The sequence below is a fragment of the Mesorhizobium sp. dw_380 genome (genome assembly GCF_018588885.1).
Taxonomy (GTDB): Bacteria; Pseudomonadota; Alphaproteobacteria; order Rhizobiales; family Rhizobiaceae; genus Mesorhizobium.
Window position 1 is genome coordinate 114,704 of sequence record NZ_JAFFIW010000006.1, and the last position, 26,928, is coordinate 141,631.

General features: G+C 62.4%; 26 protein-coding genes. 19 read left to right on the forward strand and 7 right to left on the reverse strand.

Translation table 11 applies throughout. The features are described from left to right. Positions 1–22 precede the first annotated feature (22 nt). From JT360_RS08125 to JT360_RS08135, 3 genes are read right to left on the reverse strand one after another with little or no spacing between them, the layout of a single operon-like run. On the reverse strand, positions 23–1,237 hold the full coding sequence (locus JT360_RS08125; RefSeq protein WP_214470948.1) for a GNAT family N-acetyltransferase: 1,215 nt from the start codon (positions 1,235–1,237) through the stop codon (positions 23–25). A gap of 55 nt (positions 1,238–1,292) precedes the next feature. Next, positions 1,293–2,021, reverse strand: coding sequence for a glycerophosphodiester phosphodiesterase (locus JT360_RS08130; RefSeq protein ID WP_214471164.1), 729 nt, complete (start codon positions 2,019–2,021; stop codon positions 1,293–1,295). Between the two features lie 14 nt (positions 2,022–2,035). Beyond that, entirely contained in the window at positions 2,036–2,500 is a 465-nt protein-coding gene (locus JT360_RS08135; protein WP_214470950.1) for a RidA family protein, read from the reverse strand. A 138-nt stretch (positions 2,501–2,638) separates the two neighbouring features. Here JT360_RS08135 and JT360_RS08140 point away from each other — a divergent pair, with 138 nt between their 5' ends. The 5 genes from JT360_RS08140 (at position 2,639) to tsf (ending at position 6,386) form a co-directional block, all read left to right on the forward strand. Further along, positions 2,639–3,469, forward strand: a complete 831-nt coding sequence (locus JT360_RS08140) for a cell envelope integrity EipB family protein (protein ID WP_214470952.1) — start codon at positions 2,639–2,641, stop codon at positions 3,467–3,469. Between the two features lie 31 nt (positions 3,470–3,500). Then, positions 3,501–3,779, forward strand: coding sequence for a DUF4031 domain-containing protein (locus JT360_RS08145; RefSeq protein ID WP_214470954.1), 279 nt, complete (start codon positions 3,501–3,503; stop codon positions 3,777–3,779). Beyond that, positions 3,776–4,387: a LysE family translocator gene (locus tag JT360_RS08150; protein WP_214470955.1), complete on the forward strand. Its 612-nt coding sequence runs from the start codon at positions 3,776–3,778 to the stop codon at positions 4,385–4,387. Before JT360_RS08145 ends, JT360_RS08150 begins: the two co-directional genes overlap by 4 nt. A 177-nt stretch (positions 4,388–4,564) precedes the next feature. Beyond that, positions 4,565–5,353 carry a 30S ribosomal protein S2 gene (gene rpsB / locus JT360_RS08155; RefSeq protein ID WP_023812937.1) on the forward strand — a complete coding sequence of 263 codons (789 nt, stop codon included), beginning with the start codon at positions 4,565–4,567 and terminating at the stop codon, positions 5,351–5,353. A 112-nt stretch (positions 5,354–5,465) separates the two neighbouring features. Next, a complete protein-coding gene (gene tsf, locus JT360_RS08160) occupies positions 5,466–6,386 on the forward strand; it encodes a translation elongation factor Ts (protein ID WP_214470956.1) in 921 nt (306 codons plus the stop codon). A 13-nt stretch (positions 6,387–6,399) separates the two neighbouring features. Here the strand turns inward: tsf and JT360_RS08165 are convergent, their stop codons facing one another. Continuing rightward, the gene (locus tag JT360_RS08165) at positions 6,400–7,335 is read right to left on the reverse strand and encodes a LysR family transcriptional regulator (protein WP_214470958.1); all 936 of its coding nucleotides are present in this window, start codon (positions 7,333–7,335) and stop codon (positions 6,400–6,402) included. A 115-nt stretch (positions 7,336–7,450) separates the two neighbouring features. Between JT360_RS08165 and JT360_RS08170 the strand changes: the two genes are divergently transcribed. The 13 genes from JT360_RS08170 to lpxB all read left to right on the forward strand — a co-directional run bounded on the left by JT360_RS08170 (position 7,451) and on the right by lpxB (position 20,579). Then, on the forward strand, positions 7,451–7,978 hold the full coding sequence (locus JT360_RS08170) for a nuclear transport factor 2 family protein (RefSeq protein WP_214470959.1): 528 nt from the start codon (positions 7,451–7,453) through the stop codon (positions 7,976–7,978). A 31-nt stretch (positions 7,979–8,009) separates the two neighbouring features. After that, a complete protein-coding gene (locus tag JT360_RS08175; protein WP_214470960.1) occupies positions 8,010–9,119 on the forward strand; it encodes an aldo/keto reductase in 1,110 nt (369 codons plus the stop codon). A gap of 160 nt (positions 9,120–9,279) precedes the next feature. Next, complete coding sequence (gene pyrH, locus JT360_RS08180; protein ID WP_214471165.1) at positions 9,280–10,002, forward strand: UMP kinase; 723 nt, start codon at positions 9,280–9,282, stop codon at positions 10,000–10,002. 108 nt (positions 10,003–10,110) lie between these two features. Further along, positions 10,111–10,665 carry a ribosome recycling factor gene (frr, locus tag JT360_RS08185; RefSeq protein WP_214470961.1) on the forward strand — a complete coding sequence of 185 codons (555 nt, stop codon included), beginning with the start codon at positions 10,111–10,113 and terminating at the stop codon, positions 10,663–10,665. Positions 10,666–10,697: 32 nt separating this feature from the next. After that, on the forward strand, positions 10,698–11,432 hold the full coding sequence (locus JT360_RS08190; RefSeq protein WP_214470962.1) for an isoprenyl transferase: 735 nt from the start codon (positions 10,698–10,700) through the stop codon (positions 11,430–11,432). Further along, positions 11,429–12,247: a phosphatidate cytidylyltransferase gene (locus JT360_RS08195; RefSeq protein ID WP_214470963.1), complete on the forward strand. Its 819-nt coding sequence runs from the start codon at positions 11,429–11,431 to the stop codon at positions 12,245–12,247. Before JT360_RS08190 ends, JT360_RS08195 begins: the two co-directional genes overlap by 4 nt. Positions 12,248–12,343: 96 nt before the next feature. Continuing rightward, positions 12,344–13,486, forward strand: coding sequence for an RIP metalloprotease RseP (rseP, locus tag JT360_RS08200; RefSeq protein WP_214470964.1), 1,143 nt, complete (start codon positions 12,344–12,346; stop codon positions 13,484–13,486). A gap of 217 nt (positions 13,487–13,703) precedes the next feature. Next, positions 13,704–16,085: an outer membrane protein assembly factor BamA gene (gene bamA / locus JT360_RS08205; RefSeq protein ID WP_214470966.1), complete on the forward strand. Its 2,382-nt coding sequence runs from the start codon at positions 13,704–13,706 to the stop codon at positions 16,083–16,085. Between the two features lie 74 nt (positions 16,086–16,159). Beyond that, the gene (lpxD, locus tag JT360_RS08210; RefSeq protein WP_214470968.1) at positions 16,160–17,215 is read left to right on the forward strand and encodes a UDP-3-O-(3-hydroxymyristoyl)glucosamine N-acyltransferase; all 1,056 of its coding nucleotides are present in this window, start codon (positions 16,160–16,162) and stop codon (positions 17,213–17,215) included. After that, on the forward strand, positions 17,208–17,675 hold the full coding sequence (fabZ, locus tag JT360_RS08215) for a 3-hydroxyacyl-ACP dehydratase FabZ (RefSeq protein WP_214470969.1): 468 nt from the start codon (positions 17,208–17,210) through the stop codon (positions 17,673–17,675). Before lpxD ends, fabZ begins: the two co-directional genes overlap by 8 nt. Positions 17,676–17,688: 13 nt before the next feature. After that, positions 17,689–18,522, forward strand: coding sequence for an acyl-ACP--UDP-N-acetylglucosamine O-acyltransferase (gene lpxA, locus JT360_RS08220; RefSeq protein WP_214470970.1), 834 nt, complete (start codon positions 17,689–17,691; stop codon positions 18,520–18,522). Then, positions 18,494–19,408 (forward strand): LpxI family protein, encoded by a 915-nt coding sequence (locus tag JT360_RS08225; protein WP_214470971.1) that lies wholly within the window; start codon positions 18,494–18,496, stop codon positions 19,406–19,408. The genes lpxA and JT360_RS08225 overlap by 29 nt, the downstream gene beginning before the upstream one ends. Next, the gene (gene lpxB / locus JT360_RS08230; RefSeq protein ID WP_214470972.1) at positions 19,401–20,579 is read left to right on the forward strand and encodes a lipid-A-disaccharide synthase; all 1,179 of its coding nucleotides are present in this window, start codon (positions 19,401–19,403) and stop codon (positions 20,577–20,579) included. The genes JT360_RS08225 and lpxB overlap by 8 nt, the downstream gene beginning before the upstream one ends. Before the next feature lie 73 nt (positions 20,580–20,652). On the opposite strand, the gene gltA is transcribed toward lpxB, so the two are convergent. Beyond that, positions 20,653–21,981, reverse strand: coding sequence for a citrate synthase (gene gltA, locus JT360_RS08235; protein WP_214470974.1), 1,329 nt, complete (start codon positions 21,979–21,981; stop codon positions 20,653–20,655). A 183-nt stretch (positions 21,982–22,164) separates the two neighbouring features. Beyond that, on the reverse strand, positions 22,165–23,589 hold the full coding sequence (gltX, locus tag JT360_RS08240) for a glutamate--tRNA ligase (RefSeq protein WP_214470975.1): 1,425 nt from the start codon (positions 23,587–23,589) through the stop codon (positions 22,165–22,167). A gap of 101 nt (positions 23,590–23,690) precedes the next feature. Between gltX and JT360_RS08245 the strand changes: the two genes are divergently transcribed. Beyond that, positions 23,691–26,144, forward strand: a complete 2,454-nt coding sequence (locus JT360_RS08245) for a ComEC/Rec2 family competence protein (protein ID WP_214470977.1) — start codon at positions 23,691–23,693, stop codon at positions 26,142–26,144. Here JT360_RS08245 and lexA read toward each other — a convergent pair. Further along, positions 26,138–26,890 carry a transcriptional repressor LexA gene (gene lexA / locus JT360_RS08250; protein WP_214470979.1) on the reverse strand — a complete coding sequence of 251 codons (753 nt, stop codon included), beginning with the start codon at positions 26,888–26,890 and terminating at the stop codon, positions 26,138–26,140. The genes JT360_RS08245 and lexA overlap by 7 nt on opposite strands. Positions 26,891–26,928: the final 38 nt, after the last annotated feature.

A 26,928-nucleotide genomic window follows, 5' to 3' on the forward strand; every position in this document is an offset into this window, starting at 1 on the left:
CAGGCTCGGAAGGCCGAGCCAGCTATTCCTCGATATCCCTGCGGAACGGGGTATGCTCTTCCAGATATTCACCCATCCGCTCCACTTCGCGCCGCTCGCGCCTGAGATAGTCGGCCACCGCATTGCGCAGGCCGGGATGGGCAATGTAGTGCGCGGAATGCATGGTCACCGGCCGGTAGCCGCGCGCCAGCTTGTGCTCTCCCTGCGCGCCGGCCTCGACTACCTTCAGCTTGCGTTCGATGGCGAAGTCGATGGCCTGGTGGTAGCAGACCTCGAAATGCAGGAAGGGGTGATCCTCGATGCAGCCCCAGTTGCGGCCATAGAGCGCGTCGGAGCCGATGAAGTTGATGGCGCCGGCTATATAGCGGCCGTTGCGCTTTGCCATCACCAGCAGGATGTCGTCCGCCATGCGTTCGCCGATCAATGAGAAGAACTGGCGATTGAGATAGGGACGGCCCCATTTGCGGCTGCCGGTGTCCATGTAGAAGGCGTAGAAGTCGTCCCAGGCCTTTTCGGTGAGATCCTTGCCGGTCAGCCAATCGATCGAGATGCCATCGGCAAGCGCCTCGCGCCGTTCCTTCTTCATTGCCTTGCGCTTGCGCGAGGCAAGCGTGGCGAGGAAGTCGTCATAAGTCGAAAAGCCTTCGTTGAAGAAGTGGAATTGCTGGTCGGTGCGATGCAGGAAGCCCGCGGCCTCGAGGGTCGCGACGTCGCTCTCCTGCGCGAAGGTGACATGCGACGAGGACACGCCGAGCTTGTCGGTGACCATTTTGAGACCGGCGGCAAGGCCGGCTTTCACCGCATCCTGATCCTCGCCTTTGGCGACCAGCAGGCGAGGGCCGGTGACGGGCGTGAACGGCACGGCACTTTGCAATTTCGGGTAATAGCGGCCACCGGCCCGCTCGAAGGCATCCGACCAGCCGTGATCGAACACATATTCGCCCTGGCTGTGCGACTTGAGATAGCAAGGGACCGCGCCCAGCAGCCTGCCTTGCGCGGCTTCCAATCGCAGGTGATGTCCTTGCCAACCGGTGCGCCGAACGGCGCAACCGGAATCTTCCAGCGCGCTTAAAAAGGCAAACGAAACGAGCGGGTTATAGCCGTTTTCAGCGTCACCGCGCGCGGTGCCGGCAAAGCCGTTCCATTCATCGCAGGTGAACGCGCCTATGCCCGCCGCGATGCGGATCGAATAGTCCGCATTTGCCGTTTGCCCGTCGCCATCGTCGCCCTGATCCATCAGGCTTATTTAAGCTCCATGCGGGCTGCTACAAGTCACTTTTCGGACACCCCGCTCAGGCGACTTTGACCAGGTCGGGTTCGAACCCTTCGAATGTCATCTGATCGGCGTATTTGAAAGTCAGGTCGACCGCGGGCTGATCTTGCACCGTCCAGGTGATGACAGGCATTTTGAGCTTTTCACGCACGAAGCTGACGAACGGATTCGGCAGGTCACCGGCGGCATAGGAGGTGAAGGAGAGTTCGTGCGCCAGCATGGAAAAATGCGCTTCGATCAGCTTGAGGTCCTTGCCATAGGCGGTCAAACCAGCGGGAATGCCGGGCGCATGTTTCGGGAAGTCGCGGATCAGCCAGTGATCGAACGACATGATCGCCGCCTTGCCCTTGTAGCGCTTGAGCATCTTGCCGACGCGCGCCACCAGACCTTCGTCCCGGCCGGGAATCCCCTTCAGTTCGACAACCATCGGCACGCGACCGTCAACCAGGTCGAGCGCTTCCTGCAGCGTCGGCACGTGATCCGATGTGCCGCCAACCTTGAGCGCGGTAAGTTCAGCCGCGCTGCGTTGCCAGACGAAGCCGTCCTGTCCGGTCAGCCTTTGCAGATCGGCATCATGGATGATGATGGGAACGCCATCCGACGACAGGTGCACGTCGCATTCGATGGCGTAACCACGCTCGGCCGCGGCGGCGAAGGCGGAAAGCGTGTTTTCCCAGCGCGTCCTGTTCATGTCGTGAAAGCCGCGATGGGCAACCGGCCGGGCGGTGAGCCAGGAGAGGTCGGTCATGTCTTCACCTTCGCTCATTCGACTTCGAAGATCGCTTCGATTTCCACCGCGGCATTAAGCGGCAGGGAGGCGGTGCCGACGGCGGAGCGGGCGTGCTTGCCGCGCTCGCCAAGGACGGCGACCAGGAAATCGGAGGCGCCGTTGGCGACCAGATGCTGCTCGACGAAATCGGCGGCGGAGGCGACGAAGACGGTGATCTTCACTAGGCGGCGGATCTTCTCGAGATCGCCGAGCGCGGCCTTGGCCTGTGCCAGAATATTGATCGCGCAGTATTTTGCCGCGTCCTTGCCGGCAGCGGTATCGACATCACGGCCGAGCAAGCCGCTCGCCTGCAGCTTACCGTCCTTGAGCGGCAATTGTCCGGCGGTGAACAGCAGGCTGCCGGTCCTGCAATAGGGCACGTAGTTGGCGGCAGGCGCGGCGGCAACGGGAAGCGCCACGCCGAGATCACTTAGCCGCTTTTCGATTGTTTCACTCATTGCTTTTCCCTATTGCTGGAAGGTGCCGCGCTGGCCGGGCCGAAATTGCTATTTTTGCCTCGCTTCCGCCACGACTTTTTTTAAGCTGGACCATCTTTCCCTGCGGTCTGCCATCAGCCGCGACGATCGGAGTACCTCATGCGCGCAGCGCGCCTTGCATTCCACGCCGTTCTGTTGTCGGCGTTCTTGCCGACAGGGTCCGCTTTCGCCGTACCGGCGCTGCAGGCGCATCGCGCCGTGTACGACCTCACCCTCAACAAGGCCTCCGACCGTTCCGGCATAACAGGCATATCCGGCCGCATGGTCTATGAGTTCAACGGCTCGGCCTGCGAAGGCTATACGGTGAAGTTCCGTTTCGTCACCCAGATCGTCACCAACGACAACACAAGACTGACCGACCAGCAGACGACGACTTTCGAGGATGCCGAAGGCAAGACGTTTTCGTTCGTGACCAAATCCTTTGTCGACCAGAACCTCGACAAGGAGGTCAAGGGCATCGCCACGAAAGACGCCAAGGGGCTGAAGGTCGATATCGACAAGCCTGAGAAGAACAGCCTGGAACTCGCCGCCACCCAGTTTCCGACCCAGCATCTGGTCGAACTGATCGGCAAGGCCGAGAAGGGCGAAAACTTCTACCAGACAAACCTGTTCGACGGCTCGGAGGACGCCAACAAGGTGATGGCGACCACCGTCGTCGTCGGCAAGAAGACCCAATCCGACAACGCCGATCCGGAGGCGCCGGCGCTGGCGAAGCTCGCCACCGACAAATACTGGCCGGTCGACATCGCCTATTTCGACGACAGCGCCAAGAACGGCGAAGAAGTGCCGGAATACCGGATCAGCTTCAAGCTGCATGAGAACGGCATCACCCGCGATCTCGTCATGGACTATGGCGACTTCTCGATGACCGGCAAGCTGGTCAACCTGTCGCTGTTCGACCAGACGAAGCCCTGCCCAGTATCGAAATAGCAGGAATGCGCAGCTGGCCACGGCGGGCTTGATGGCAGTCTATGTCGATGCGGCGATCTGGAAGTGGGCCGGGCATCTATGGTGCCATCTGCTGGCTGATGATACCGACGAATTGCATCGCTTTGCAGCCGAACTCGGCATCAAGCGCTCATCTTACCAGGGCCCGCCCAAGACATCCGCCCCGCACTATGACATAACCGGCTTCGAGCGCGACCGTGCTGTGCGGTTCGGCGCGATCGAATGCAGCCGCGAGGAGATCGTCGCGATCTTCCGGCGCGTACGGGTGCCCAACGGAAAGGCCAAGTCATGACACCAGCGGCATTTCTGGCGTATTGCGCCGCTGTCACGCTCGCCGCCGCCACACCGGGACCAGCGATGTTCACGGTCATCACCAATGGCGTATCACGCGGTTTCCTTCGCGCTTTCATGGCGGGCGTCGGGGTCGCCGCCGGCGATGCCGTGCTGGTCACCTTGGCACTGCTCGGGCTGGTGGCCCTGGCTCAGACCTTCGAATGGATATTTCTCCTGCTGAAATATGCCGGCGCCGCCTATCTGATCTTTCTTGGCATCAAGATGTGGAAAGCCTCGGCAACGCAGTCCAACGAGCCGCGGGCGGGCGAAGCGAGATTGTCCCGGTCCTTCTTGCTTGGCGCATCCATTGCGCTGGGGAACCCGAAGGCGATCCTGTTCCATGCCTCGATCATGCCGCTGATCCTCAATCTGGATACGATGACCTTTGTCGATGGCCTGCTGGTGGTGGCCGTCGTCATTAGCGTCAATATTGTCACAATGGGTATTTATGCCGCGCTCGCGGGCAGGGCTTCAGGCTGGTTCAGGACACCCAAGCGCATGCGGCTGATGAACCGGTTTGCCGGCAGCGCCATGATCGGCACCGGAGCGCTGATTGCCGCACGCTGAGCGGTGAAGCACCTCTTCGCTTGCGTTTGCCGCTGTTCCCCTCTATATGCGCGCTCATTCCACACACGGACTTTGGTGTCTGCCCGGGAGAAATCCGGCTGAAACCTCCGGTGGCGTTCGAGGACCGAGGTCCGGAAATGCCTGTGTCCGTGGAGGCTAACCGGAAAGGAAATGAGAATGGCACTGCCTGATTTCAGCATGCGCCAGCTTTTGGAAGCTGGCATTCACTTCGGCCACCAGACCCATCGCTGGAACCCGAAGATGGCGCCCTACATCTATGGCGCCCGCAACAACATCCACATCATCGACCTCAGCCAAACGGTGCCTTTGCTGCACCAGGCGCTGAAGCAGGTTTCCGACACTGTCGCCAAGGGCGGCCGCGTGCTGTTCGTCGGCACCAAGCGCCAGGCGTCGGACATCGTCGCCGACGCGGCTCAGCGTTCGGCTCAGTACTATGTCAATTCGCGTTGGCTCGGCGGCATGCTGACCAACTGGAAGACGATCTCGAATTCGATTCAGCGCCTGCGCAAGCTCGACGAGATGCTGGCCGGCGAGGCGCAAGGGTTGACCAAGAAGGAGCGCCTCAACCTCGACCGCGAGCGCGAGAAGCTCGACAAGGCGCTGGGCGGCATCAAGGACATGGGCTCGACGCCCGACCTGATGTTCGTCATCGACACCAACAAGGAAGCGATCGCCATCCTCGAGGCCAAGCGTCTCGGCATCCCGGTCGTCGCCATCATCGATTCGAACTGCGATCCGGACAAGATCGACTTCCCGATCCCCGGCAATGACGACGCGGCGCGCGCGATCCAGCTCTATTGCGACCTGATCGCCAAGGCTGCGATTGATGGCATCGCCCGTCAGCAGGGCGCGCTCGGCGTCGACATCGGCGCTTCGGTCGAAGCTCCGGTCGAGCCTGCGCTCGATCCGGCTCCGGCTCCGGCATCGGAAGCCCCCGAGGCTTGATAATCGAAGGCCGGTTTTACGGCCTTCATCTTTCTCATATTTTTGGCACGCTAGACAGACGCACCATCGAGTACCGATGGTGCGTCGGTGCATTTAAAACAAAGAGGCGACAATGAGCATTTCGGCTGCACAGGTCAAAGAACTCCGCGACTTGACCGGCGCGGGCATGATGGACTGCAAGGCGGCGTTGAACGAGACCAACGGCAACATGGAAGAGGCCGTCGACTGGTTGCGCAAGAAGGGTATTTCGAAGGCCGACAAGAAGGCTGGCCGCACCGCGGCCGAAGGCCTTATCGGCATTGACAATGGCGTGCGCGAGGCTGCCGTCGTCGAGGTCAATTCCGAGACCGACTTCGTTGCCCGCAATGCCGCGTTCCAGGAAATCGTCGCCAATGTCGCCAAGGTTGCGCTGGCTTATGGCACGACGGAGGCCGTGGCTGCCGCAAACTATCCGGGTTCGGACAAGTCGGTCACTGACACCATCAAGGATGCTGTCGGCACCATTGGCGAGAACCTGGGCTTTCGCCGCTCGGCCAAGCTGACCGTACCGCACGGCGCGGTCGCGACCTACGTCCACAACGCGGTTGCCGACGGCCTTGGCAAGCTCGGCGTGCTGGTCGCGATCGAGACCACGGGCAACGAGCATGCCGCCAATGCCTTTGGCCGCCAGGTTGCCATGCATGTCGCTGCAACCAATCCGATGGCTCTAACGGCTGAGCAGATCGATCCGGCCGCAGTGGAACGCGAGAAGGCGATCTTCTCCGATCAGGCGCGTCAATCGGGCAAGCCGGAAGCGATCATCGAGAAGATGGTCGAGGGCCGCATGCGCAAATTCTACGAGGAAGTAGTGCTCTTGAAGCAGGCCTTCGTGCTCAATCCCGACATCACCGTCGAGAAGGCGCTGAAGGATGCCGAGAAGGAAATTGGCGCGCCGGCCAAGATCACGGCCTATTTGCGCTTCGCGCTCGGCGAAGGCATCGAGAAAGACGAGACCGATTTCGCCGCGGAAGTCGCGGCGGCGGTCAAGAAGTAAGCTTCCTACCGCTTTATTCCGACAGCGTTTTTCGGCCGGACATCCGCAGGGATGTCCGGCCGATTTCTTGTGCGGTGTCGATAAAGGCCCGCAGTTTCGGGGCCATCGCCGCCCGGCGCGGGAAGTAGAGGAAAAGTCCAGGTTCCTCGATCGCTGTTTGCGGCAGGATCTGGACAAGGCGGCCAGCGGCAAGATCCGCCCTCACCAGCGGCTCGAAGACATAGGCGAGACCTACACCGGCAAGCGCGAGGTCAATCGCGGCGAGCGAATCGGTGACGATGGCCGTACCGCCTGTCTCCATGACGACATCCTTGCCGCCGTCGGTCAAATCCCAGCGATAGAGCGCACCGGAGCGGACGAGCCGGTACCCGATGCAATTGTGGTTCGCGAGATCGGCCACGCTGCGTGGGCGGCCACGGCGCCCGATATAGGCGGGAGAGGCGACGATGACGGCTTGGAACGGAGGCGTAAGCCGGACAGCCACCATATCCTGCGCGATCATCTCGCCCAGCCGGATGCCGGCGTCGAAGCCTTCTCCGACGATGTCGACCAGCCCCTGATCGGCGAAAACCTCCACCGTAACGTCGGGATAGCGCTCGGCCATGGCTGCGACGACCGGCGTCACTGCCAATGGGACGGCGATGTTGGAGGCGTTGATCCTGAGCAAGCCGGAAGGCCTGCCTTTGACGCTGCGGATACGGTCCATCCGCTCGGCAATATCCTGGAGGGCAGGGGCCGCCGTCTCCACCAGCGCCTTGCCGGCCTCGGTGAGCGAAACGCTGCGCGTCGTGCGGGCGAAAAGGGGCTGGCCGATGCGCTCCTCGACAATGCGCACCGCATGGCTGACCGCCGAAGGACTCATCCCGAGTTCGGCGGCGGCAAGTGCGAAGCCGCCGCGCCGGGCAACGGCAACGATGACAGGCAGATGGCTGAGCAGGTCTCGGTCCATTCATGAACGATATCGCATGGTCTTTGCGAACAATGCAATCTTATCGATGTCCGGAGAGCGGTTCACATTATCGCCAACACACCGGCGATTGGCCGAGCATCAAGGGAGAAGAGACATGAATGCGTTGAAGCACATGACTTTCGCGGCAGGCATGGCGTTGGCGCCGATCGATGCCGGCGGGGCGGAACCATCCGACTGGCGGGCGCTGGCGGACGAACGCGCGGTCATCCGTATTGCCGATGCCATCGACCGTGCCGTCGACGCGCAGGACTGGAAACTTGCGCGCAGCTATTTCGCGGATCGGGTTACCGCCGATTTCAGCAGCCTGACCGGGCAGCTGGCGGCCAACATCGCCTCCGACGACCTGATCGGCGCCTGGGCCGGCAATCTCAAGGGCAGCAAGACAAGCCTGCATCTGCGAACCAATCACCAGGTCGTCCTCGAGGCGGACACGGCGACGGTCCTTTCCAACGGTTATGCCTGGAACAGGATGGAAGGCAATGGCGACCCGCTTTGGGAAGTCTGGGGCACCTATGAGCATCACCTGACGCGTTCCACTGCCGGCTGGAAGGTTGATGGCTTCGCGTTTCGGATGACGCATGAGCGCGGCAATCCTTGGGTCAAGACGACCCCAGGCCAGTGACGCCGCGGCCACCAAGCATTGGAGGACGATCATGACCATGACCTATTACACTCTCGGCAACAGCGGCCTCAGGGTCAGCCGGCTGGCACTGGGCACGATGACTTTCGGCAAGGAATGGGGTTGGGGAGCCGACAGGGACACCGCACGCTCAATTTTCGACGCCTATGTCGAGGCAGGCGGCAATTTCTTCGACACCGCGGACCTCTATACCGGCGGCACCGCCGAAGCCTGGCTTGGCGAATTCATCACCGAGCGCGGGCTGCGCGACACGGCGGTGATCGCCAGCAAGTTCAGCATGAACATGCAGCCCGGCAATCCCAATGCCGGCGGCAACGGCCGCAAGAACATCATGCGGGCGGTCGATGCTTCGCTGAAGCGCCTGGGCACCGACTATATCGATCTCTATCTCATGCATATATGGGACAGGCTGACACCCGCCGAAGAGGTGATGCGCACGCTCGATGATCTGGTTCGGATAGGCAAGGTGCGCCATGTCGGCCTGTCCGATGTGCCGGCCTGGTATGCGGGGCGGGCACAGGCGATCGCCGAGCTGCGCGGATATGAACCGGTTTCGGCCTTGCAGCTCGAATACTCCCTGGCCGAACGCGCCATCGAGAACGAGTTCGTGCCATTCGGCACGCGCCATGGCGCCGGCATCATGGTCTGGAGCCCGCTGGCCAGCGGGCTGCTGAGCGGCAAATATCGGCCGGCTCAGGCCGGAAACGCGGGCCGGCTTGACGGTTTTCGCAACTCGACGCATCCAGGCTTCCAGAAATTCACCGAGCGCAACTGGACCATCGTGGCCGAACTCGAGAAGGTCGCATCCGAGCTCGGCCGCAGCATGCCCCAGGTCGCGCTCAACTGGGTGGCGACGCAGCCGGGGATCGCCACCGTCATCCTCGGTGCGACGAAGCTCAGCCAGATGCAGGACAATCTCGGCGCGCTGGATTTCGAGATTCCCGCAGGGCTTCGCGACCGGCTGGATTGCGTCAGCAGAACTCCAGCGCCGTTTCCCTATTCCTATTTCGGGCCGCAGATACAGGCGCGCGTCACCGGCGGTGCTGCAACCGGCGACAAGCCCTCCGGCTATGCGTCGCCGGTGCTCATCGAGGGCGAGCCGGCCGGCGTGTCCACCAACTGATCAGCCGGGCACGGTTGCCACGAATTTGCCGATTGGGCGCCGCGTGACATCGCGGCGCCCTTCGTGTATCGGAACTCGGCATCGTGCCGATGTTCGGGGCGGCGCCCGCGCGAAGGCGGCCGGCCCAGGCGCGACCTACATGCAAAATGACGAGGACCAGATGACGGTGAAGCCCCTCTACCGACGTGTCTTGCTGAAAGCGTCGGGTGAAGCGTTGATGGGCGAACAGCATTTCGGCATCGACGTCTCGGTCGTGGATCGCATCGCGGCCGACATCGCCGAGGCCCGTGCACTGGGCATCGAGGTCGGCGTTGTCATCGGCGGCGGCAACATCTTTCGCGGCGTGGCCGTCGCGTCCAAGGGCGGAGACCGCGTCACCGGCGACCACATGGGCATGCTTGCCACGGTGATCAACTCGCTGGCGCTGCGCACATCGCTGAACAAGATCGGAGTCGATGCCGTGGTGCTGTCCGCGATCGCCATGCCCGAGCTGTGCGAGAGCTTTTCGCAGCGCCAGGCCACTGCCTACATGAACCAGGGCAAGGTGGTGATCTTCGCCGGCGGCACCGGCAATCCGTTCTTCACCACTGATTCGGCCGCAGCACTGCGCGCTGCCGAAATCGGCGCCGATGCGCTGTTCAAGGGCACGCAGGTCGATGGCGTCTATTCGGCCGACCCGAAGAAGGACCCGAACGCGACGCGTTTCGAGCGCATCAGCCATGCCGAAGTCATAAATCGCGGCCTTTCCATCATGGATACGGCTGCGATTGCACTTGCGCGCGAAAACAACATTCCGATAATCGTCTATTCGATCCACGAAAAAGGTGGTTTCGGCGATATTCTGAGGGGCGGCGGCCGCTGCACGGTCGTCGCGGACGAATGATCCGGGGCCCGATTCCTAGAAAAGGGAAACCGGCGTTTCGAAAATCAGGCTCGAACGGGGCCTTGCCCCGAAGCAGTGAACCCGCGCAGACGGGTTGAGGAGACTAAGATGAGTGGTGAGTACGACGATCTCAAGCGGCGCATGGATGGGGCAATCGCGGCGTTCAAGCATGATCTGGCTTCGCTGCGGACCGGTCGCGCCTCCAGCAACCTGCTCGATGCGATCCAGGTACAAGCCTATGGCACGACCATGCCGATCAACCAGGTGGCCAACGTCACGGTGCCGGAGCCGCGCATGATCTCGGTGTCGGTCTGGGACAAGTCGATGGTCGGCGCCGTCGACCGCGCCATCCGCGAATCCAATCTGGGCTTCAACCCGATCGTCGACGGCACCAATCTCAGGATTCCGCTGCCGGAGCTCAACGAACAGCGCCGCAAGGAACTGGTCAAGATCTCGCATACCTACGCCGAGAATGCCCGCGTCGCCGCGCGCCATGTGCGCCGCGACGGCATGGACTTCCTGAAGAAGGCGGAGAAGGACGGCGTGATCAGCGAAGACGATCAGCGCAAGCGTTCTGACCAGGTCCAGAAGCTTACCGACGAAACGATCAGCACCATCGATCATCTGCTTTCCGACAAGGAAGCTGAAATCATGCAGGTTTAGGGTTGGCCGTCGGCTGACCCGAAAGCGAGATCATGACAACGCCCGCGCATGTCGCGATCATCATGGATGGAAATGGACGCTGGGCCAAGGCGCGCGGCATGCCGAGGCTCGCGGGTCATCGCGCCGGTGTCGAGGCGCTGCGCAAGACGGTTCGCGCGGCACCGGATCTCGGCATCTCCTTCCTGACCGTCTACGCCTTCTCGTCGGAGAACTGGTCGCGGCCGAAGTCCGAAGTCAGCGACCTGATGGGGCTGTTGAAGCTGTTCATCCGCCGTGACCTGGCCGAACTGCACCAGAGCGGCGTGCGTGTCAGGATCATCGGCGACAGGACAGGGCTGAAGGCCGATATCAGAGGGCTGCTCGACGAAGCCGAATCGCTCACATCAGGCAACGAAGCGCTGACGCTGGTGATTGCCTTCAACTATGGCGGGCGCGACGAGATCGTTCGCACGGCGCGCAAACTTGCCTCGGCCGTGGCGCGTGGCGAAATCGACAGCGAGGCGATCACCGCCGAAAGCTTTGCCGGTTGTCTCGACACGCAAGGCATTCCCGATCCGGAGCTGGTCATACGCACCAGCGGCGAGCTTCGCCTGTCCAACTTCCTCTTGTGGCAGGCTGCCTACAGCGAACTCGTCTTCCTGCCTTGCTATTGGCCAGACTTCAACCGCGAGCACCTCGCCGAAGCCTTGCGTGAATTTGCCGGCCGCGAGCGCCGCTTTGGCGGACTTGGCGCGCAGGACGTCGCTTCGCGACCGGCCGCGGGATGAGCAACCTTCAGCTCCGCGTCATTTCAGCGGTCGTGCTTGCCGTCATCGCCCTTGGCCTGACCTGGCTTGGCGGCCTGCCTTTCCGGCTGCTGTGCGCGGTGATGTCGGCGATGATCTTTTACGAGTGGACACGCATGTCGCGGTCCGCCGCGGCCAATGAGCTCGGCTTCCTGCCCGAAGCGCTGATGGTCGTTTTCATCGGCGCCTTGATTGCCGGCTTTCCCGCATCCTGGCTGCTGCCGCTGGTCGTTATTCTGACTGCCGCAACGGCGATTGCCGCTCTGGTTCGCAACACCGGGCAGTGGGAGGCGAGCGGTCTTGCCTATGCCAGCGTGTCCGGCTTGTCGCTCGCCCTGCTGCGCGATGGCGACCGTTCGGGCCTTGTCGCCATCCTGTTCCTGTTCGCGGTCGTATGGGCGACCGACATTTTTGCCTATTTCGTGGGGCGCGCCGTCGGCGGTCCCAAACTGGCGCCGTCGATTTCGCCTGGCAAGACGCGCAGCGGCGCGCTGGGCGGCGCGGTTGGCGGTGTCGTTGCCGGGCTCATTCTGGCCGCCGTTGCTGCCGGTGGCGGGAATCTGGCCTTGCTCGGCGTGGTGGCGCTCGTGCTTTCGATTGTCGCCCAGGCCGGCGACCTGTTCGAATCCTGGGTCAAGCGGCGGCACGACCGCAAGGATTCGGGCGTCCTCATTCCCGGCCATGGCGGCGTGATGGACCGTGTCGACGGGCTTGTCGCGGCGGCTCTTGCCCTATACGTCATTGGCTGGATTTCGGCGGGCGCCGATCATCCGGCACAGGGGCTGTTTTCGATTTGAACGATGTCGTTCCACGATCTGGTGCGGGCGCGCCTTGGATTCGCCTGGATTGATGCCACAGTCTCAAGGCAACCGCGGAAGAATTGAGGGCTTGAGTTGAACGGGATTCTTCACGCGATCTTCAGCACCGAGGGCTTCTTTCTCGGCACGCTCGTACCGTTTCTCTTCGTGCTGACTGTGGTGGTGTTCGTCCACGAAATGGGCCACTACCTCGTCGGCCGCTGGTGCGGCATCGGGGTCAAGGCTTTTTCGATCGGCTTCGGCCCCGAACTGATCGGCTTCAACGACAGGCACGGCACGCGCTGGAAGCTTTGCGCCATACCGCTTGGCGGCTATGTCAAATTTGTCGGCGATATGAGCGCAACCTCCAGCCAGCCCACGTCGGAAGAGTTGGAAACGTTGACCGACGAGGAGCGCAAGGTTGCCTTCCACACCCAGGCGATCTGGAAGCGCGCGGCGACGGTGGCGGCCGGGCCTCTGTTCAATTTCCTGCTGGCGATCGTCGTCTTTGCTGTCCTGTTTGCCGCCTACGGGCGCTATGTCGCGGAGCCCATGGTGGCGGAAGTCACAACGGACAGTCCGGCGGCCAAAGCCGGCATCCTGCCCGGTGACCGATTCGTCAGCGTCGACGGCAGCAAGGTCGAAACCTTCGGCGACGTCCAGCGGCTGGTTTCAGGCCGCGCCGGCGATACCATCACCTTCGTCATGCTGCGCGGCGGCAAGGAAGTCACGGTGACCGCGACGCCGCGGTTGATGGAGCAGGAAGACGCACTCGGCAACAAGGTCAAAGTCGCCGTGATCGGCGTCGTCAACAACAAGGAACTCGGCCAGCCTCGTCTCATCACCTACACGCCCGTTGGGGCCGTTGCGGCGGCAGTCGAGGAAACAGGCCACGTCATCGAGCGCACCGGCCAGTTCCTGCAGCGTTTCGCTGTCGGGCGCGAGGACAAGTGCCAGCTGGGCGGTCCGGTCAAGATCGCAGACATGGCCGGCAAGGCCGCCAAGCTGGGTTTCGAATGGCTGGTGCAGCTCGTCGCGCTGCTCTCCGTCGGGATAGGTATTCTAAACCTTTTGCCGATTCCCCCCCTCGACGGCGGCCACCTCTTGTTCTACGGGGTGGAGGCCCTCATTCGCCGGCCGGTGTCGGAACGGATGATGGAATTGGCCTATCGGGCCGGTCTGCTTCTGGTCTTGTCCTTCATGGGGTTCGTTTTCTGGAACGATCTGTTTGGATGCTGAAATCATGAAGGAATTTGGCTTTGGCATGGTCGATGTTGAGACGCCGTTTACCATGCACGGGGATATGAGTGACGCGAAAGCCACGCAGCTCGGTTAAGTAAATACAAATTAACCAGAAGCCTTGCGTGTAGGGAAAATCCGGTTAATACGGTAGGGGAAATTACCGCACGTCCGGTTTTCTCGCCGTGGGGACTACGAGAAAAGGTTATTAAGCCCGATGAAGGCAGCATCCAAGTTTCTGAACGCCGCGTCAGCGGCGGCACTGTCCGCCGCTCTGGTCGTACCAGGTGCGCTCGCAGTGCAATTCGTTGCCACATCGACGGCTGAAGCCGCTGTCGTCAGCAGGGTGGAGGTGAGCGGCAACCAGCGTGTCGACGCCGAAACCATCCGCAACTACATCACCATCAAGCCGGGCAAGGCGTTCTCCAGTTCCGACATCGACGCCGCGGTCAAGGCGCTGTTCGGTACCGGCCTGTTCTCGGATGTCCAGATCAACCAGGTCGGCTCGACGCTGGTGGTCAAGGTTGCTGAATACAAGGTCGTCAACCAGGTGCTGTTCCAGGGCAACAAGAAGCTCAAGGACAATGCGCTTCAGGCGGCAGTTCAGTTAAAGCCGCGCAGCGCGTTCTCGCAGGCGGCGCTCGATTCCGATGTCGAGGCGGTCAAGGCCGCCTACAGGCGCATCGGCCGCGACGATGCCGGCGTGACCACGCAGATCATGGAACTCGGCGACAACCGCGTGAATGTGGTGTTCCACATCACCGAAGGCGAACGCACGCAGATCGCCGCGATCAATTTCGTCGGCAACAGCGCTTATTCGAGCCGCCGACTGTCGGATGTGATCAACACCAAGCGCTCGTCCTGGGTTTCGTTCATCCTGCGCGATGACGTCTATGACGAGGACAAGCTGCGCGCCGACCAGGAACTGCTGCGCCGCTTCTACTACAATCACGGCTACGCCGATTTCCAGGTCGTGTCGGCTGTCGGCGAACTCGACAACGCGACGAACAAATACACGGTCACCATCACCGTTCAGGAAGGCGAGCGTTACACGTTCGGCGACGTCAGCGTCGAAAGCACGATCCCGGAAGTCGACGCCAAGTCGCTGGAATCGGTGGTCGAGACCCATAAGGGCGACGTCTACAACGCCAAGGACGTCGAGGATTCCATCATCGCGCTCACCGAGAAGGTGGCCGGCTCCGGCTACGCCTTCGCGCAGGTGACGCCACGCGGCGATCGCAACTTCGAGAACCACACCATTTCGGTGGTCTATACGGTCGACCAGGGCACCAAGGCCTATATCGAGCGCATCGAGATCCGCGGCAACGATCGCACGCGCGACTATGTCATCCGCCGCGAATTCGACGTCAGCGAGGGCGACGCGTTCAACCAGGTGCTCATCCAGCGCGCGAAGAAGCGCCTGGAAGACCTGAATTATTTTGACAAAGTCGACATCTCGACGGTGCCCGGCTCGCAGCCCGACCAGGTTGTTCTGGTGGTCGACGTGGTCGAGAAGTCGACGGGTGAATTCTCGGTTGGCGCCGGCTATTCCACCGGTGGCGACACGGCGGGTCCGTCCGTCGAAGGATCGATCACCGAACGCAACTTCCTCGGCCGCGGCCAGTTCATCAAGCTGTCGGCCGGTGGCGGCAAGAATTCACGCGACTACAGCGTTTCGTTCACCGAGCCGTATTTCCTCGGTCGGCGCATCGCAGCCGGCTTCGACGTCTATAAGTCGACGAGGCAGTACAAGAACAACTATGACAGCGACACCACGGGTGCGACTGTGCGCTTCGGGCTGCCGATCACCAACAGCATCACAACCCAACTGGCGTACAACATCTCGCAAGAGAAGTATAAAGTCGACGATAATTGCGGTCCTACCACAGTTGGAAATCCAGACGGTACCTGCACGATTTCGCCGGCCATCTTGGATGGCATCGCTGAAAGCCCTTGGATCAAGTCGTCGATCAGCCTGGGGCTGGTCTACAACACGATCGATGACATGAAGAATCCGCATGAGGGTATCTACGCCAATACGACAGTCGAAGTGGCTGGTCTTGGTGGCGATGCAAAGTTCGTAAAGATCACCGGTCGCGGCAGTGTCTACCAAACGCTGTCGGAGCAGCTTGATCTGGTTGGCCTCATCTCAGGTGGCGCTGGTCATGTCGAGGGTTACGGCAACGAAGGCGGTCTACGCATCTTCGATCAGTTCCAGAGCACTGATCGTATGATCCGCGGCTTTGCCTATGGCGGCATCGGCCCGGTCGACTCTGCCGGTGTAGGCGACCATCTGGGAGGCACCACCTATTTCAACGCCTCGGCGGAGGCGCAGTTTCCGTTGCCGGTCGTTCCCGAGAGCTTCGGCCTGCGCGGCGCCGTGTTCGCAGACGCGGCAACGCTCTATGGCAGCCAGATTGGCGACCAGAGCCTGGTTGACCAGTCGTCGGTTGGTATGAAATTGCGCGCTTCGGTCGGTCTCGGCCTGATGTGGGCTTCGCCGTTCGGTCCGATCCGTATCGACTACGCGATCCCGGTCAAGAAGGAAGCGAGCGACGACGTGCAGGAATTCAACTTCGGCATATCGACCCGCTTCTGATCGGCGGCCAACGATGCTCCCGGGTTTTCGGATCCGGGAGAAATGTTCCGACCTAGCTGGATATAGCTTCTGGAATGACCGATCCGGTGTTCTTCGCGCCATCACGCCGGTATACGGCGGCCGAAGTCGCGAATCTGACCGGCTCGGTGCTTGTCGATTCCGGCCAATCCGACGTTTCGATCTCGGCGCTGGCTCCGGCCAGCGAAGGCGGAGCCAATGCGCTCGTCTTCGTCGACGGCAAGCGTAATTCCGCGCTGATGCCGTCGCTGCGCGCGGCGGCCGTCCTGTGCCCGGCGGAATTCGCCAACAAGGCACCGGCCGACATTGCCGTTTTGATCCATCCGCGTCCGCAGCAGGCATTCGCGCTGGTCGGCCGACTGCTGTTCCCTACAGCCGCCACACCAGGGCCAATGACCAGTGAAACCGGTGTTTCGCCGCATGCCCATGTCGATCCGACCGCGCATGTCGAAGCCGGCGCTGTCATCGAGGCCGGCGTGGTCATCGGGCCAGGCGTCTCGATCGGCAGCGGCACCGTCATCGCGCCCAACGCGGTCATTGGACAGTCCTGCCAGATCGGCCGCGACGGCTATATCGGCCCGGGCGCCAGCGTCCAGTATGCGCTGATCGGCAATCGGGTCATTATCCATGGTGGCGCCAGGATCGGCCAGGATGGCTTCGGCTTTGTTGGCGGCGCCAAGGGACCGGAGCGTGTTCCGCAAATCGGACGGGTGGTCATCCAGGACGACGTCGAGATCGGCTCCAATTCAACCGTCGATCGCGGCGCCATGTCCGATACGATCATCGGCCAGGGCACCAAGATCGACAATCTGGTGCAGATCGCCCATAACGTCCGCATCGGGCGCAATTGCATCGTGGCCGGGCTTTCGGGTATTTCCGGTTCCGTGGTCGTGGGTGACAATGTCACCATGGGCGGCGGCGTCGGGCTTGCGGATCACCTGACCATCGGCACGGGAGCCAAGCTTGCCGCCAGAAGTGGGTTTATGAGCAATGTCCCTGCGGGCGAGATCTGGGGCGGTTACCCGGCACAGCCGATGGCCGAAGCCATGCGGGAGATAGCCATGTTGCGCACGATGGCCAGGGCACGCAAGCAGGGCAAGGACAATGGCTGACATGGTGGCGGCGGCGACGTTGGAGGCGGTCGACATAATGGGGCTGATGAAGCTCCTGCCGCACCGCTATCCCTTCCTGATGATCGACCGCATCATCGACATCGACGGCGATGAATCGGCCATCGGTATAAAGAACGTCACCATCAATGAGCCGCATTTTCAGGGGCATTTCCCGGACCAGCCGGTGATGCCGGGCGTGCTGATCGTCGAGGCGATGGCGCAAACGGCAGGCGCCATCTGCATCCGAAGCCTCGGGGCGTCGAAGCCGTCGTTGGTCTATTTCCTGACCATCGACAACGCCAAATTCCGCAAACCGGTCGTTCCCGGCGACCAGTTGAAGATCCACGTCAAGAAAATCAAGAAGCGCGGCAACCTGCTCAAATTCGCCTGCGAAGCCCTGGTCGATGGCACCAAGGCGGCCGAGGCCGAGATTTCAGCCATGATGGTCACCAGCGACTGACGATCGAGTGCCTATGAAAATCATGACTTCAATCCATCCTTCCTCCGTTGTGGAAGAAGGTGCTCAAATCGGCCAAGGTGCGCGCATAGGGCCGTTCTGCCATATCAGCGCCGATGCCCTGATCGGCGATGGTGTCGAACTGGTCAGCCATGTCTCCGTGATGGGCGCGACCACCATTGGGGCCTCGACCAAGGTCTATCCGATGGCGATACTGGGCGGACCGCCGCAGAACACCAAGCACAAGGGTGGCCGCACGACGCTGGTCATCGGCGCCAACTGCACCATCCGCGAAGGCGTCACCATGCATGTCGGCACCGACACCAGCCGCGGCGAAACCACGGTGGGCGACAATGGCAATTTCCTTGCCTACGCCCACATTGCCCATGATTGCGTGGTCGGCAACAATGCCACCTTTGCCAACGGGGCGACGCTGGGCGGCCACTGCGAGGTCGGCAACAATGTCTATATTGGTGGCCTGACCGCCGTTCATCAGTTCGTGCGCGTCGGTGACAACGCGTTTCTGGGCGGCTGCTCCGCGATCGTCGGCGACGTCATTCCCTACGCCATCGCTGTCGGCAACCGCGCCAGCCTGCGCGGTCTCAACATCATCGGGCTGAAGCGTGCCGGCCTGCCGAGGTCCGAAATCCATCTGCTGCGCAGCGCCTACAAGACGATCTTCGACCGCTCCCGCACCGTCGGCGAGAACATCGAATTCGCCAAGGCCGAGTTCGCCTCGTCTCCGACCGCCATGAAGATCATCGATTTCATCACCAGTCGCGGCAAGCGGCACTATGCGGTGCCATCGCTCAAGGGCGGCGATGGCGACGATGCCGATGATGAAGACTGAGACAGCTTCTGCTGGTCTTGATCTCCCGCCTGATGCCAGGATCGGCATCATTGCCGGCGGCGGCAGTCTTCCGGTCGAGGTCGCGGCCGGCTCGGCCGGGCAGGGTTATCCGCCCTTCATCGTCCTCATGGAAGGCGAGGCCGATCGCCTGCCGGAATTGTGCCGGTATGAGCATGAGACCCTTGCCCTCGAGGCGATCGGCTCACTTGTTCCTTTGCTCAAACATCGCCGGATTACCCACCTGGTGCTTGCCGGGGAGATCAAGCGCCGGCCAAGGCTGACGCATCTGCGTCCAAGCCTCGGCCTGCTCGCGGTGATACCTCTTGTCGTCATGGCGTTGGCGCGCGGTGACGATGGCTTGTTGAAGGTGCTGGCGCGAGGTCTCGAGGCCCGGGGGATAAAGGTCATCGGTGCCCACGAAATCGTGCCGGACCTTGTCGTCGGCGAAGGGGTCTTGACCAAGGCCGCGCCACAGAAATCGGACCGGCGCGACATCGAGGCAGGCTTTGCGGCGGCAAAAGCCATCGGGGCGCTGGATATCGGCCAGGCGGCGATCGCGGTCGGCGGCCGGACCATTGCGCTCGAGGGCATCGAGGGCACGGCCGGATTACTCGACCGTGCCAAGCTGCTGCGTGGTCACGGCCGTATCGCCGGGAAGACGCGCGGTGTCCTGGTCAAATGCGCCAAGCCTGGCCAGGAACTGCGCGCGGATCTTCCTTCCATTGGTCCACAGACTGTCGAAGCAGCGCATGCGGCCGGGCTCGCCGGCATTGCCGTCGAAGCGGGACGCTCACTGATCCTCGAAAGTCCCGCAACCTTGTCGCGCGCCAATGAACTCGGCCTGTTCATTGTCGGAGTGGCCGCAGCGGAGCCCTCGGATGGCTGACAAGGCGCTCAAGATCGCGATCGTCGCGGGCGAGGAATCAGGCGATCTGCTTGGCGCCGACATCGTGCGTTCGCTCCGCCAGGCAACAGGCCGCCAGGTGCAACTCGTCGGCCTCGGCGGCCGCCATCTCACGGAATTGGGCCTGGTGTCGCCCTTCGATGCCGGCGAGATCGCGCTGATGGGTTTTAGCGCCGTCCTGCGCGATCTGCCGCGTTTGGTCAGGCGGATCAACCAGCTGGCCAAAACCGTCGCGGACGAAAGGCCGGACTGCCTGGTCACCATCGACAGCCCGGATTTTTCCTTGCGCGTCGCCAAGAAGGTGCGTGCGGCCAATCCGTCGATCCCCATCATCCACTATGTCTGCCCGAGCGTCTGGGCCTGGCGGCCGGGCAGGGCGGTGGCGATGAAGCCCTATGTCGACCATATCCTCTGCATCCTGCCGTTCGAGGTGAAGGAACTCGAGCGATTGGATGGGCCGCCCGGCACCTATGTCGGGCATCGCCTCACACATGATGCGGGTGTGCTTGCTGCCGCGAAGGCGCAGGAGCTGCCGCGCGATCTTGCTCCGGATCGCATCAAGACGCTGCTCGTCCTGCCCGGCTCGCGGCGCGGCGAGGTGCGGCGGCTGCTCGACCCATTCGGCGAAACGGTGTCGATGCTGCGCGCTCGCGGACATCGCCTGCGGCTGCTTTTACCGACGGTGCCGCACGTCGCCGACCTCGTCAAATCTTCGGTCGCAAGGTGGGATGAAAAGCCCGAGATCATCATCGATCCCCAACGCAAATGGCAGGCTTTCGGCAAGGCCGATGCCGCGCTGATCGCATCAGGGACGGTATCGCTGGAACTCGCGCTCGCCGGCGTGCCGATGGTCTCGTGCTACAGGCTCGATCCCATTGCACGGGCCGTCGTGCCATATCTGGTTCCAGTCTGGTCGGCGCTGCTGCCCAACCTGATCGCGGATCGTGCGCTTATTCCGGAATTCTACAATGAGTACGTCAGGCCGAACAATCTGGCCCGGCAGATGGAAGCGCTGTTCGCCGACAGCGGCATGCGCGCCTGGCAGAAGGATGGCTTTGCCGAGATCGCCAGGCGCATGGCAACGGACAGACCGTCGGGCGAGATCGCGGCCCAGGTGGTGATGGGATGCATCAAAAGAGCGAATAGGGAGTAGCAAATAGCGAGTAGGGCCGGGTGCCGACCAGCGCCCGCTGCCTTCCTATTCGCTATTCGCTATTCGCTGAAACTTACCGCTTGGCGATCGGCACGTAGTCGCGCTCCGGCGCGCCGGTGTAGAGCTGGCGCGGGCGGCCGATCTTCTGGCGCGGGTCCTCGATCATCTCTTTCCACTGCGCAATCCAGCCGACGGTGCGGGCAACCGCGAACAGCACGGTGAACATGGTGGTGGGGAAGCCCAGCGCCTTCAGCGTGATGCCGGAATAGAAGTCGACATTCGGGTAGAGCTTCTTCTCGATGAAATAGGGATCGGTCAGCGCGATCTTTTCCAGCTCCATGGCGATGTCGAGCAGCGGATCGTCCTTGATGCCGAGTTCGCCCAGAACTTCATGCGCCGTCTTCTGCATGATCTTGGCGCGCGGATCGTAGTTCTTGTAGACGCGATGGCCAAAGCCCATCAGCCGGAACGGGTCGTTCTTGTCCTTGGCGCGGGCGATGAATTCCGGGATGTGATCGACATGGCCGATCTCGCCCAGCATGTTGAGCGCAGCTTCATTGGCGCCACCATGGGCCGGGCCCCACAGGCAAGCGATGCCGGCGGCGATGCAGGCGAACGGGTTGGCGCCCGAAGAGCCGGCAAGGCGAACGGTCGAGGTCGAGGCGTTCTGCTCGTGATCGGCGTGCAGGATGAAAATGCGCTCCATGGCGCGGGCCAGCACCGGATTGATCTTGTACTCCTCGCACGGCACCGCAAAGCACATGTGCAGGAAGTTGGCGGCGAAATTCAGCTCGTTCTTCGGGTAAATGAAGGGCTGGCCGATGTGGTACTTGTAGGCCATGGCCGCGATCGTCGGCATCTTGGCGATCAGCCGCATGGAAGCGACCATGCGCTGGTAGGGATCGGAAATGTCGGTCGAGTCGTGATAGAAGGCCGACAGCGCGCCGACCACGCCGCACATCACCGCCATCGGGTGCGCGTCGCGGCGGAAGCCGGTGAAGAAGCGCGACATCTGCTCATGCACCATGGTGTGGCGCGTCACGCGGTAATCGAAATCGTCCTTCTGCGCCTTGGTCGGCAGTTCGCCATAGAGCAGGAGATAGCAGACTTCGAGGAAGTCGCCGTGCTCGGCCAACTGGTCGATCGGATAACCGCGGTGCAGGAGAATGCCGGCATCGCCATCGATGAAGGTGATTTCGGACTCGCAGCTTGCGGTCGAGGTGAAGCCGGGATCGTAGGTGAAGGCGCCGGTGGTGCTGTAGAGCGTGGCGATGTCGATGACGTCGGGTCCGACAGAACCGCTTCGCACCTTGAATTCATGAGTCTTGCCGCCGAATTCCAGCGTTGCCGTGGCCTCCTGGCCCTTGCCGCCCACATCCAGTTTTTTAGCAGCTTCGGTCATTGCGAACTCCTTCTTGTTTCTCATGCCGGCAAAGGCAAATTTTTGCAAAGCGACACGTCGAAATCACCGCAATGCGCGTATTCGCCACCGCATTTTAGGAGGTGCGTGCCAGATTGGGCCAGAGCCTAATGTTGCACTGCGAAACCCGCCTTTCAATGCCAATCTTCTTGGGCCAGTTTGCTCCTAATCGATTTGATCGCCTATGCGCGCCAGGCTTTCCTCGCGCCCCAGAACGGCCAGTACGTCGAATACGCCCGGGGAGGTGCTTTTGCCGGTCAGGGCGGCCCGCAAGGGCTGCGCCACGGCGCCAAGCTTGTAGCCTCCGGCCAGCGCGTAGTCGCGGACCGCCGCTTCCGCCGCTGCAGCCGTCCAGTCGCCCGAAAGCGCGTTCAAAGCTTCGTGAGCGCCGCGCAGGATCTTGCGGGCATCGTCATTGAGCAGGAGCGCTGCCTTGTCGTCGATCGGCAGCGGCCGCGTGGCAAACAGGAAGGCCGCACCATCGACGAGCTCGACAAGCGTCTTGGCGCGCTCCTTCAGGCCCGGAAGTGCCGCCAGCAGCTGCGCCTTGTTGTGTTCGTCAAGACGCGCGGCCATCGCCGGGCCACCCTCGAGATAGGGCAGGGTGGCGATGAAGATGTCGAAGAGTTCGGCATCGGCCATGCGGCGCATATGGACGCCGTTCAGCGCCTCCAGCTTGGCGAAGTCGAAGCGGGCCGCGCCCTTGTTGACATCGCCGATGTCGAACCAGGAGATCATGTCCTTGATCGACATGATCTCGTCGTCGCCATGGCTCCAGCCCAGACGCGCCAGGTAATTGAGCAGCGCCTCCGGCAGATAGCCCATGGCGCGATAGGCCTCGACGCCGAGCGCTCCGTGCCGCTTCGACAGCTTGGCGCCGTCGGCGCCATGGATCAGCGGGATGTGCGACATCGACGGCACGTCCCAGCCCATGGCATCGTAGATCACGGTCTGGCGGGCGGCATTGGTCAGGTGATCGTCGCCGCGGATGATATGCGTGACCCCCATGTCGTGGTCGTCGACGACGACGGCGTGCATGTAGGTCGGGTTGCCGTCCGAACGCAGGATGATGAAGTCGTCGAGGTCCTTGTTGGGGAAGCGCACCTCGCCCTGGACGCGGTCGTGCACCACCGTCTCGCCCTCGGTCGGCGCCTTGATGCGGATGGCACCCTTGACACCGGACGGCGCCTCGGACGCATCACGATCGCGCCATTGGCCATTGTAGCGCGGCGGCAGGCCCTTGGCCCGTGCTGCCTCGCGTATCGCCTCGAGTTCGGCAGGCGTCTCGTAGCTGTAATAGGCCTTGCCCATGCGCACGAGTTCCTCGGCCACCTCGCGGTGGCGCGGCGCACGCTCGAATTGCGAGACCGCGTCGCCGTCCCAGGTCAACCCGAGCCAGGAGAGGCCGTCCAGGATGGCAGCCGTCGCCGCCTCGGTCGAACGCTCGCGATCGGTGTCCTCGATGCGCAGCAGCATCGTGCCGCCGGTGTGTTTGGCATAGAGCCAGTTGAACAGCGCCGTGCGCGCGCCGCCGATGTGCAGGTAGCCGGTGGGCGAGGGGGCAAAACGGGTGACGACCTTGTCGGACATGGAACTCTCGGGAAAGTCTGAAGCGGGGTGCGGATGCGCGGACTTTCGCGCGGTGCGCGTTCATGTAGCATAGGGTGTCGAGGGCGCAAGGGGCAGACCCGATGGCTGGACGGGGCCGGGGTTCGGATCGAGGCGAGGACGCTGGGGTTGGCGTCAGCGAACGCTTGCTGTTTGCGGCGCCTTTGGCGGCCCCATTGCCATCGCCCTTCGTGCCTGCGCCCGGCGGCCCGCCGCTGCAGGCGGATATCCCAGCGCCAGTTCCACCCCCTGCCGCGGGCAGGATCGTGCGTGTGCGCCGGCAATTCAGCCTGCGATCATGGCCTCGCCTGCGCCACGGCGTGGCCAAGGCGGCGGAACTGGAGCTTGACCGGGGCATCGCCTTCCTGCTGGTGCCGGTCTGTCTGGCCGTTGGAGCGATCGGCTACTTCTCGCTGGCGGAGGAGCCCGATTTTGCAAAGCCGGTCGCGGTCGTCGTGCTGATGGCGATCTGCGCGCTTGCCGCGCGCTCCCGGCCTAAAACCCATCTGAGCTTCATGGCGGTGCTGTTGTGCACGCTTGGCTTGCTCGCCGCGAAAGTCGAGACTTGGCGCACCGGAACCCGAACGCTGGGCTCGGAAATCTCGACACAACTGACCGGCCGCGTGGTCTCACTGGAGCAGATGGAGACCGGCCGCATCCGACTAACCATAGACGTGACTTCGACCGCCCGGCCGAAACTGCGCTATGCGCCGGAACGGGTCCGGCTTTCGGCTCGCAAGATACCGCCGGAAATGACCGCCGGCTCGCTTATATCAGGCTACGCCAAACTGCTGCCCCCGACCGGCCCGGTGCGTCCGGACAGCTATGATTTCTCCTTCGACAGCTATTTCGCCGGCATTGGCGGCAGCGGATTCTTTCTCGGCAATCCAAAGATTGTCCCCGCCGACGACGGTGACATGCCTCTGTCGGCCCGCCTTTCCTCCGGGATAGAAAATGCCCGCGAGGCCATCGCCGACCATATCAGGGGCAGCGTTGGCGGCGCCGAAGGTGAGATCGCGGCGGCGCTGATCGTGGGTGTGCGCGCCGGCATTCCCGATGAAATCAACGAAGCGATGCGGCGCACCGGCATCTATCACATCATCTCCATTTCCGGACTGCACATGGCATTGGTCGCCGGCACGATCATGGGTCTGCTGCGCGGCGCCTTCGCGCTGTTCCCGGACTTTTCCGCACGTCGGCCGGTGAAGAAATACGCCGCCGCCGCCGCACTGTTCTCGATTGCCGCCTATCTCGTCATTTCAGGCATCGTCGTTGCCGCCGAGCGCAGCTTCATCATGCTGGCGGTGATGCTGATTGCCGTTTTGTTCGATCGCGCGGCGCTGACCATGCGCAATCTGGCGATCTCGGCGATTGCTGTCATCGTGGTGTCGCCGCATGAGGTGGCAGGCCCGAGCTTCCAGATGTCGTTCGCCGCGACCGCGGCCTTGGTGGGCGCCTATGCCGGCTGGGCGGATCACCGAGCGGGAAAGACGAGACCGCCACCGGCAAAGCGATCCTTGCCCGGGTTCCTGACGCGAAAATTCCTGCTGGCGACAGGTGGATTGGCCATGACCTCCATCATCGCCGGAAGCGCCACGGCGCTGTTTGCCATCTGGCATTTCCAGCGGGTATCGCCGCTCAGCCTGTTCGCCAACCTGGCCGTCATGCCGATCGTGTCGGTCGTGATGTTCCTGGCCGTTGCCAGCGCGCTGCTCATGCCGTTCGGATTGGACTGGCCAGCGCTCTACCTGATGGGCAAGGGCCTGACCGTCATGATCGCCATATCGGCGTGGATTTCGGACCGTTCGCCGGTCGACGCGGTCGGGCTGATCTCGCAGCAATCAGTGCTGCTCGTGACGATCGCCCTGGTCATCGCGACGATGGCGACGACATGGCTGCGGCTCGCGGCGCTCCCATTCGCGCTTGCCGGCCTGTTGACGGTGTCGGACACGCGTACGCCCGATGTGCTGATCTCGGAAGATGCGCGGCTGGTCGCGCTGCCGATCGGGGGCGGCGAACTCGCGGTCAGCCGGGCACGTCCGAATGAATTCACCGTCGACAACTGGAAACGCGCGCTGAAATCCGAAACCATCATCGTACCGGAGACGTTCAACAAGGCGGAGGGACAGTTCGACATTGCCGATGCCGTCAATCTGCCGCCGGGAGCGCCGTTCTATTGCACTGAAGGGATCTGTCTCGCCAGGCATCCGTCCGGTGCGATCATAGCGCATGTCGAAGATCGCAAGGACACCTGGAAGGCCTGCGGTTTCGCCGACCTGATCGTCGTCAATGACGCGACAGGCTATGATGCCTGCCACAATCCCCTGGTTCTCGTCGTCACCAAACGGCAACTCGCCCGCAAGGGCAGTGCGGCCGTCTTCTTCGACCGCCAATCCGCCACCGGTCCACCGATCATCAGCTTCGCGGTGGACAGGCCATATCGGCCCTGGCATGCGCAGCGAAAATTTTCACGCGAGGCGAGGGGAATGCCGCCCTATAGCAAACCCGAAAAGCCGGTTGCCGTCCCTGCTCAGTAACGCCTGATCAGCCCAACGAGCTTGCCTTGCACCTTGACCCTGTCCGGTCCGAAAATGCGCGTCTCATAGGCCGGGTTGGCGGCTTCAAGGGCAATAGAGGCACCCTTGCGGCGAAACCGCTTCAGTGTCGCTTCTTCCTCATCGACCAGCGCCACGACGATCTCGCCCGGGCTTGCCGTATTCGCATTGCGGATAATGACCGTGTCGCCATCGAAGATACCGGCCTCGATCATCGAGTCGCCCTTGACCTCAAGCGCGTAGTGCTCGCCGCCCATGATCATGTCCGGAGGCACAGAGATCGAATGCGTCTGGTGCTGGATGGCATCGATCGGCACACCGGCGGCGATGCGGCCCATCACCGGGATCGACACGGCGGAAACCGCGTCGTCGTCATTGCCGGCCGACGGTAAGCGCGACGGCGCCGGCTTGATCTGGCGGCCAAGGCTGCCCTGACCGAGGCCGCCTTGACCGAGACTGCCCTGGATGACGCTTGGCGAGAACTTTTTCGCCGCGTTGAGACCGGGCGCGATCGAATCAGGCAATCTCAGCACTTCCAGCGCGCGCGCCCGGTTTGGTAGCCGGCGAATGAAACCGCGTTCCTCCAGCGCCGTGATCAGGCGATGGATCCCCGACTTGGAGGCAAGATTGAGCGCTTCCTTCATCTCGTCGAAGGAGGGCGGGATACCGCTTTCCTTCAGCCGTTCATGAATGAACATCAGCAGTTCATGTTGCTTGCGCGTCAGCATGGCGGCCCCCAAGGCATTGAACGAAGGGTCTAAACCAG

What these genes read in the sequence shown, in the direction of transcription:
- JT360_RS08125 (WP_214470948.1), bottom strand. Translation starts at nt 1,237, where the DNA reads ATGGATCAGGGCGACGATGGCGACGGGCAAACGGCAAATGCGGACTAT.
- JT360_RS08130 (WP_214471164.1), bottom strand. Translation starts at nt 2,021, where the DNA reads ATGACCGACCTCTCCTGGCTCACCGCCCGGCCGGTTGCCCATCGCGGC.
- JT360_RS08135 (WP_214470950.1), bottom strand. Translation starts at nt 2,500, where the DNA reads ATGAGTGAAACAATCGAAAAGCGGCTAAGTGATCTCGGCGTGGCGCTT.
- JT360_RS08140 (WP_214470952.1), top strand. Translation starts at nt 2,639, where the DNA reads ATGCGCGCAGCGCGCCTTGCATTCCACGCCGTTCTGTTGTCGGCGTTC.
- JT360_RS08145 (WP_214470954.1), top strand. Translation starts at nt 3,501, where the DNA reads ATGGCAGTCTATGTCGATGCGGCGATCTGGAAGTGGGCCGGGCATCTA.
- JT360_RS08150 (WP_214470955.1), top strand. Translation starts at nt 3,776, where the DNA reads ATGACACCAGCGGCATTTCTGGCGTATTGCGCCGCTGTCACGCTCGCC.
- rpsB (WP_023812937.1), top strand. Translation starts at nt 4,565, where the DNA reads ATGGCACTGCCTGATTTCAGCATGCGCCAGCTTTTGGAAGCTGGCATT.
- tsf (WP_214470956.1), top strand. Translation starts at nt 5,466, where the DNA reads ATGAGCATTTCGGCTGCACAGGTCAAAGAACTCCGCGACTTGACCGGC.
- JT360_RS08165 (WP_214470958.1), bottom strand. Translation starts at nt 7,335, where the DNA reads ATGGACCGAGACCTGCTCAGCCATCTGCCTGTCATCGTTGCCGTTGCC.
- JT360_RS08170 (WP_214470959.1), top strand. Translation starts at nt 7,451, where the DNA reads ATGAATGCGTTGAAGCACATGACTTTCGCGGCAGGCATGGCGTTGGCG.
- JT360_RS08175 (WP_214470960.1), top strand. Translation starts at nt 8,010, where the DNA reads ATGACCATGACCTATTACACTCTCGGCAACAGCGGCCTCAGGGTCAGC.
- pyrH (WP_214471165.1), top strand. Translation starts at nt 9,280, where the DNA reads ATGACGGTGAAGCCCCTCTACCGACGTGTCTTGCTGAAAGCGTCGGGT.
- frr (WP_214470961.1), top strand. Translation starts at nt 10,111, where the DNA reads ATGAGTGGTGAGTACGACGATCTCAAGCGGCGCATGGATGGGGCAATC.
- JT360_RS08190 (WP_214470962.1), top strand. Translation starts at nt 10,698, where the DNA reads ATGACAACGCCCGCGCATGTCGCGATCATCATGGATGGAAATGGACGC.
- JT360_RS08195 (WP_214470963.1), top strand. Translation starts at nt 11,429, where the DNA reads ATGAGCAACCTTCAGCTCCGCGTCATTTCAGCGGTCGTGCTTGCCGTC.
- bamA (WP_214470966.1), top strand. Translation starts at nt 13,704, where the DNA reads ATGAAGGCAGCATCCAAGTTTCTGAACGCCGCGTCAGCGGCGGCACTG.
- lpxD (WP_214470968.1), top strand. Translation starts at nt 16,160, where the DNA reads ATGACCGATCCGGTGTTCTTCGCGCCATCACGCCGGTATACGGCGGCC.
- fabZ (WP_214470969.1), top strand. Translation starts at nt 17,208, where the DNA reads ATGGCTGACATGGTGGCGGCGGCGACGTTGGAGGCGGTCGACATAATG.
- lpxA (WP_214470970.1), top strand. Translation starts at nt 17,689, where the DNA reads ATGAAAATCATGACTTCAATCCATCCTTCCTCCGTTGTGGAAGAAGGT.
- JT360_RS08225 (WP_214470971.1), top strand. Translation starts at nt 18,494, where the DNA reads ATGGCGACGATGCCGATGATGAAGACTGAGACAGCTTCTGCTGGTCTT.
- lpxB (WP_214470972.1), top strand. Translation starts at nt 19,401, where the DNA reads ATGGCTGACAAGGCGCTCAAGATCGCGATCGTCGCGGGCGAGGAATCA.
- gltA (WP_214470974.1), bottom strand. Translation starts at nt 21,981, where the DNA reads ATGACCGAAGCTGCTAAAAAACTGGATGTGGGCGGCAAGGGCCAGGAG.
- gltX (WP_214470975.1), bottom strand. Translation starts at nt 23,589, where the DNA reads ATGTCCGACAAGGTCGTCACCCGTTTTGCCCCCTCGCCCACCGGCTAC.
- JT360_RS08245 (WP_214470977.1), top strand. Translation starts at nt 23,691, where the DNA reads ATGGCTGGACGGGGCCGGGGTTCGGATCGAGGCGAGGACGCTGGGGTT.
- lexA (WP_214470979.1), bottom strand. Translation starts at nt 26,890, where the DNA reads ATGCTGACGCGCAAGCAACATGAACTGCTGATGTTCATTCATGAACGG.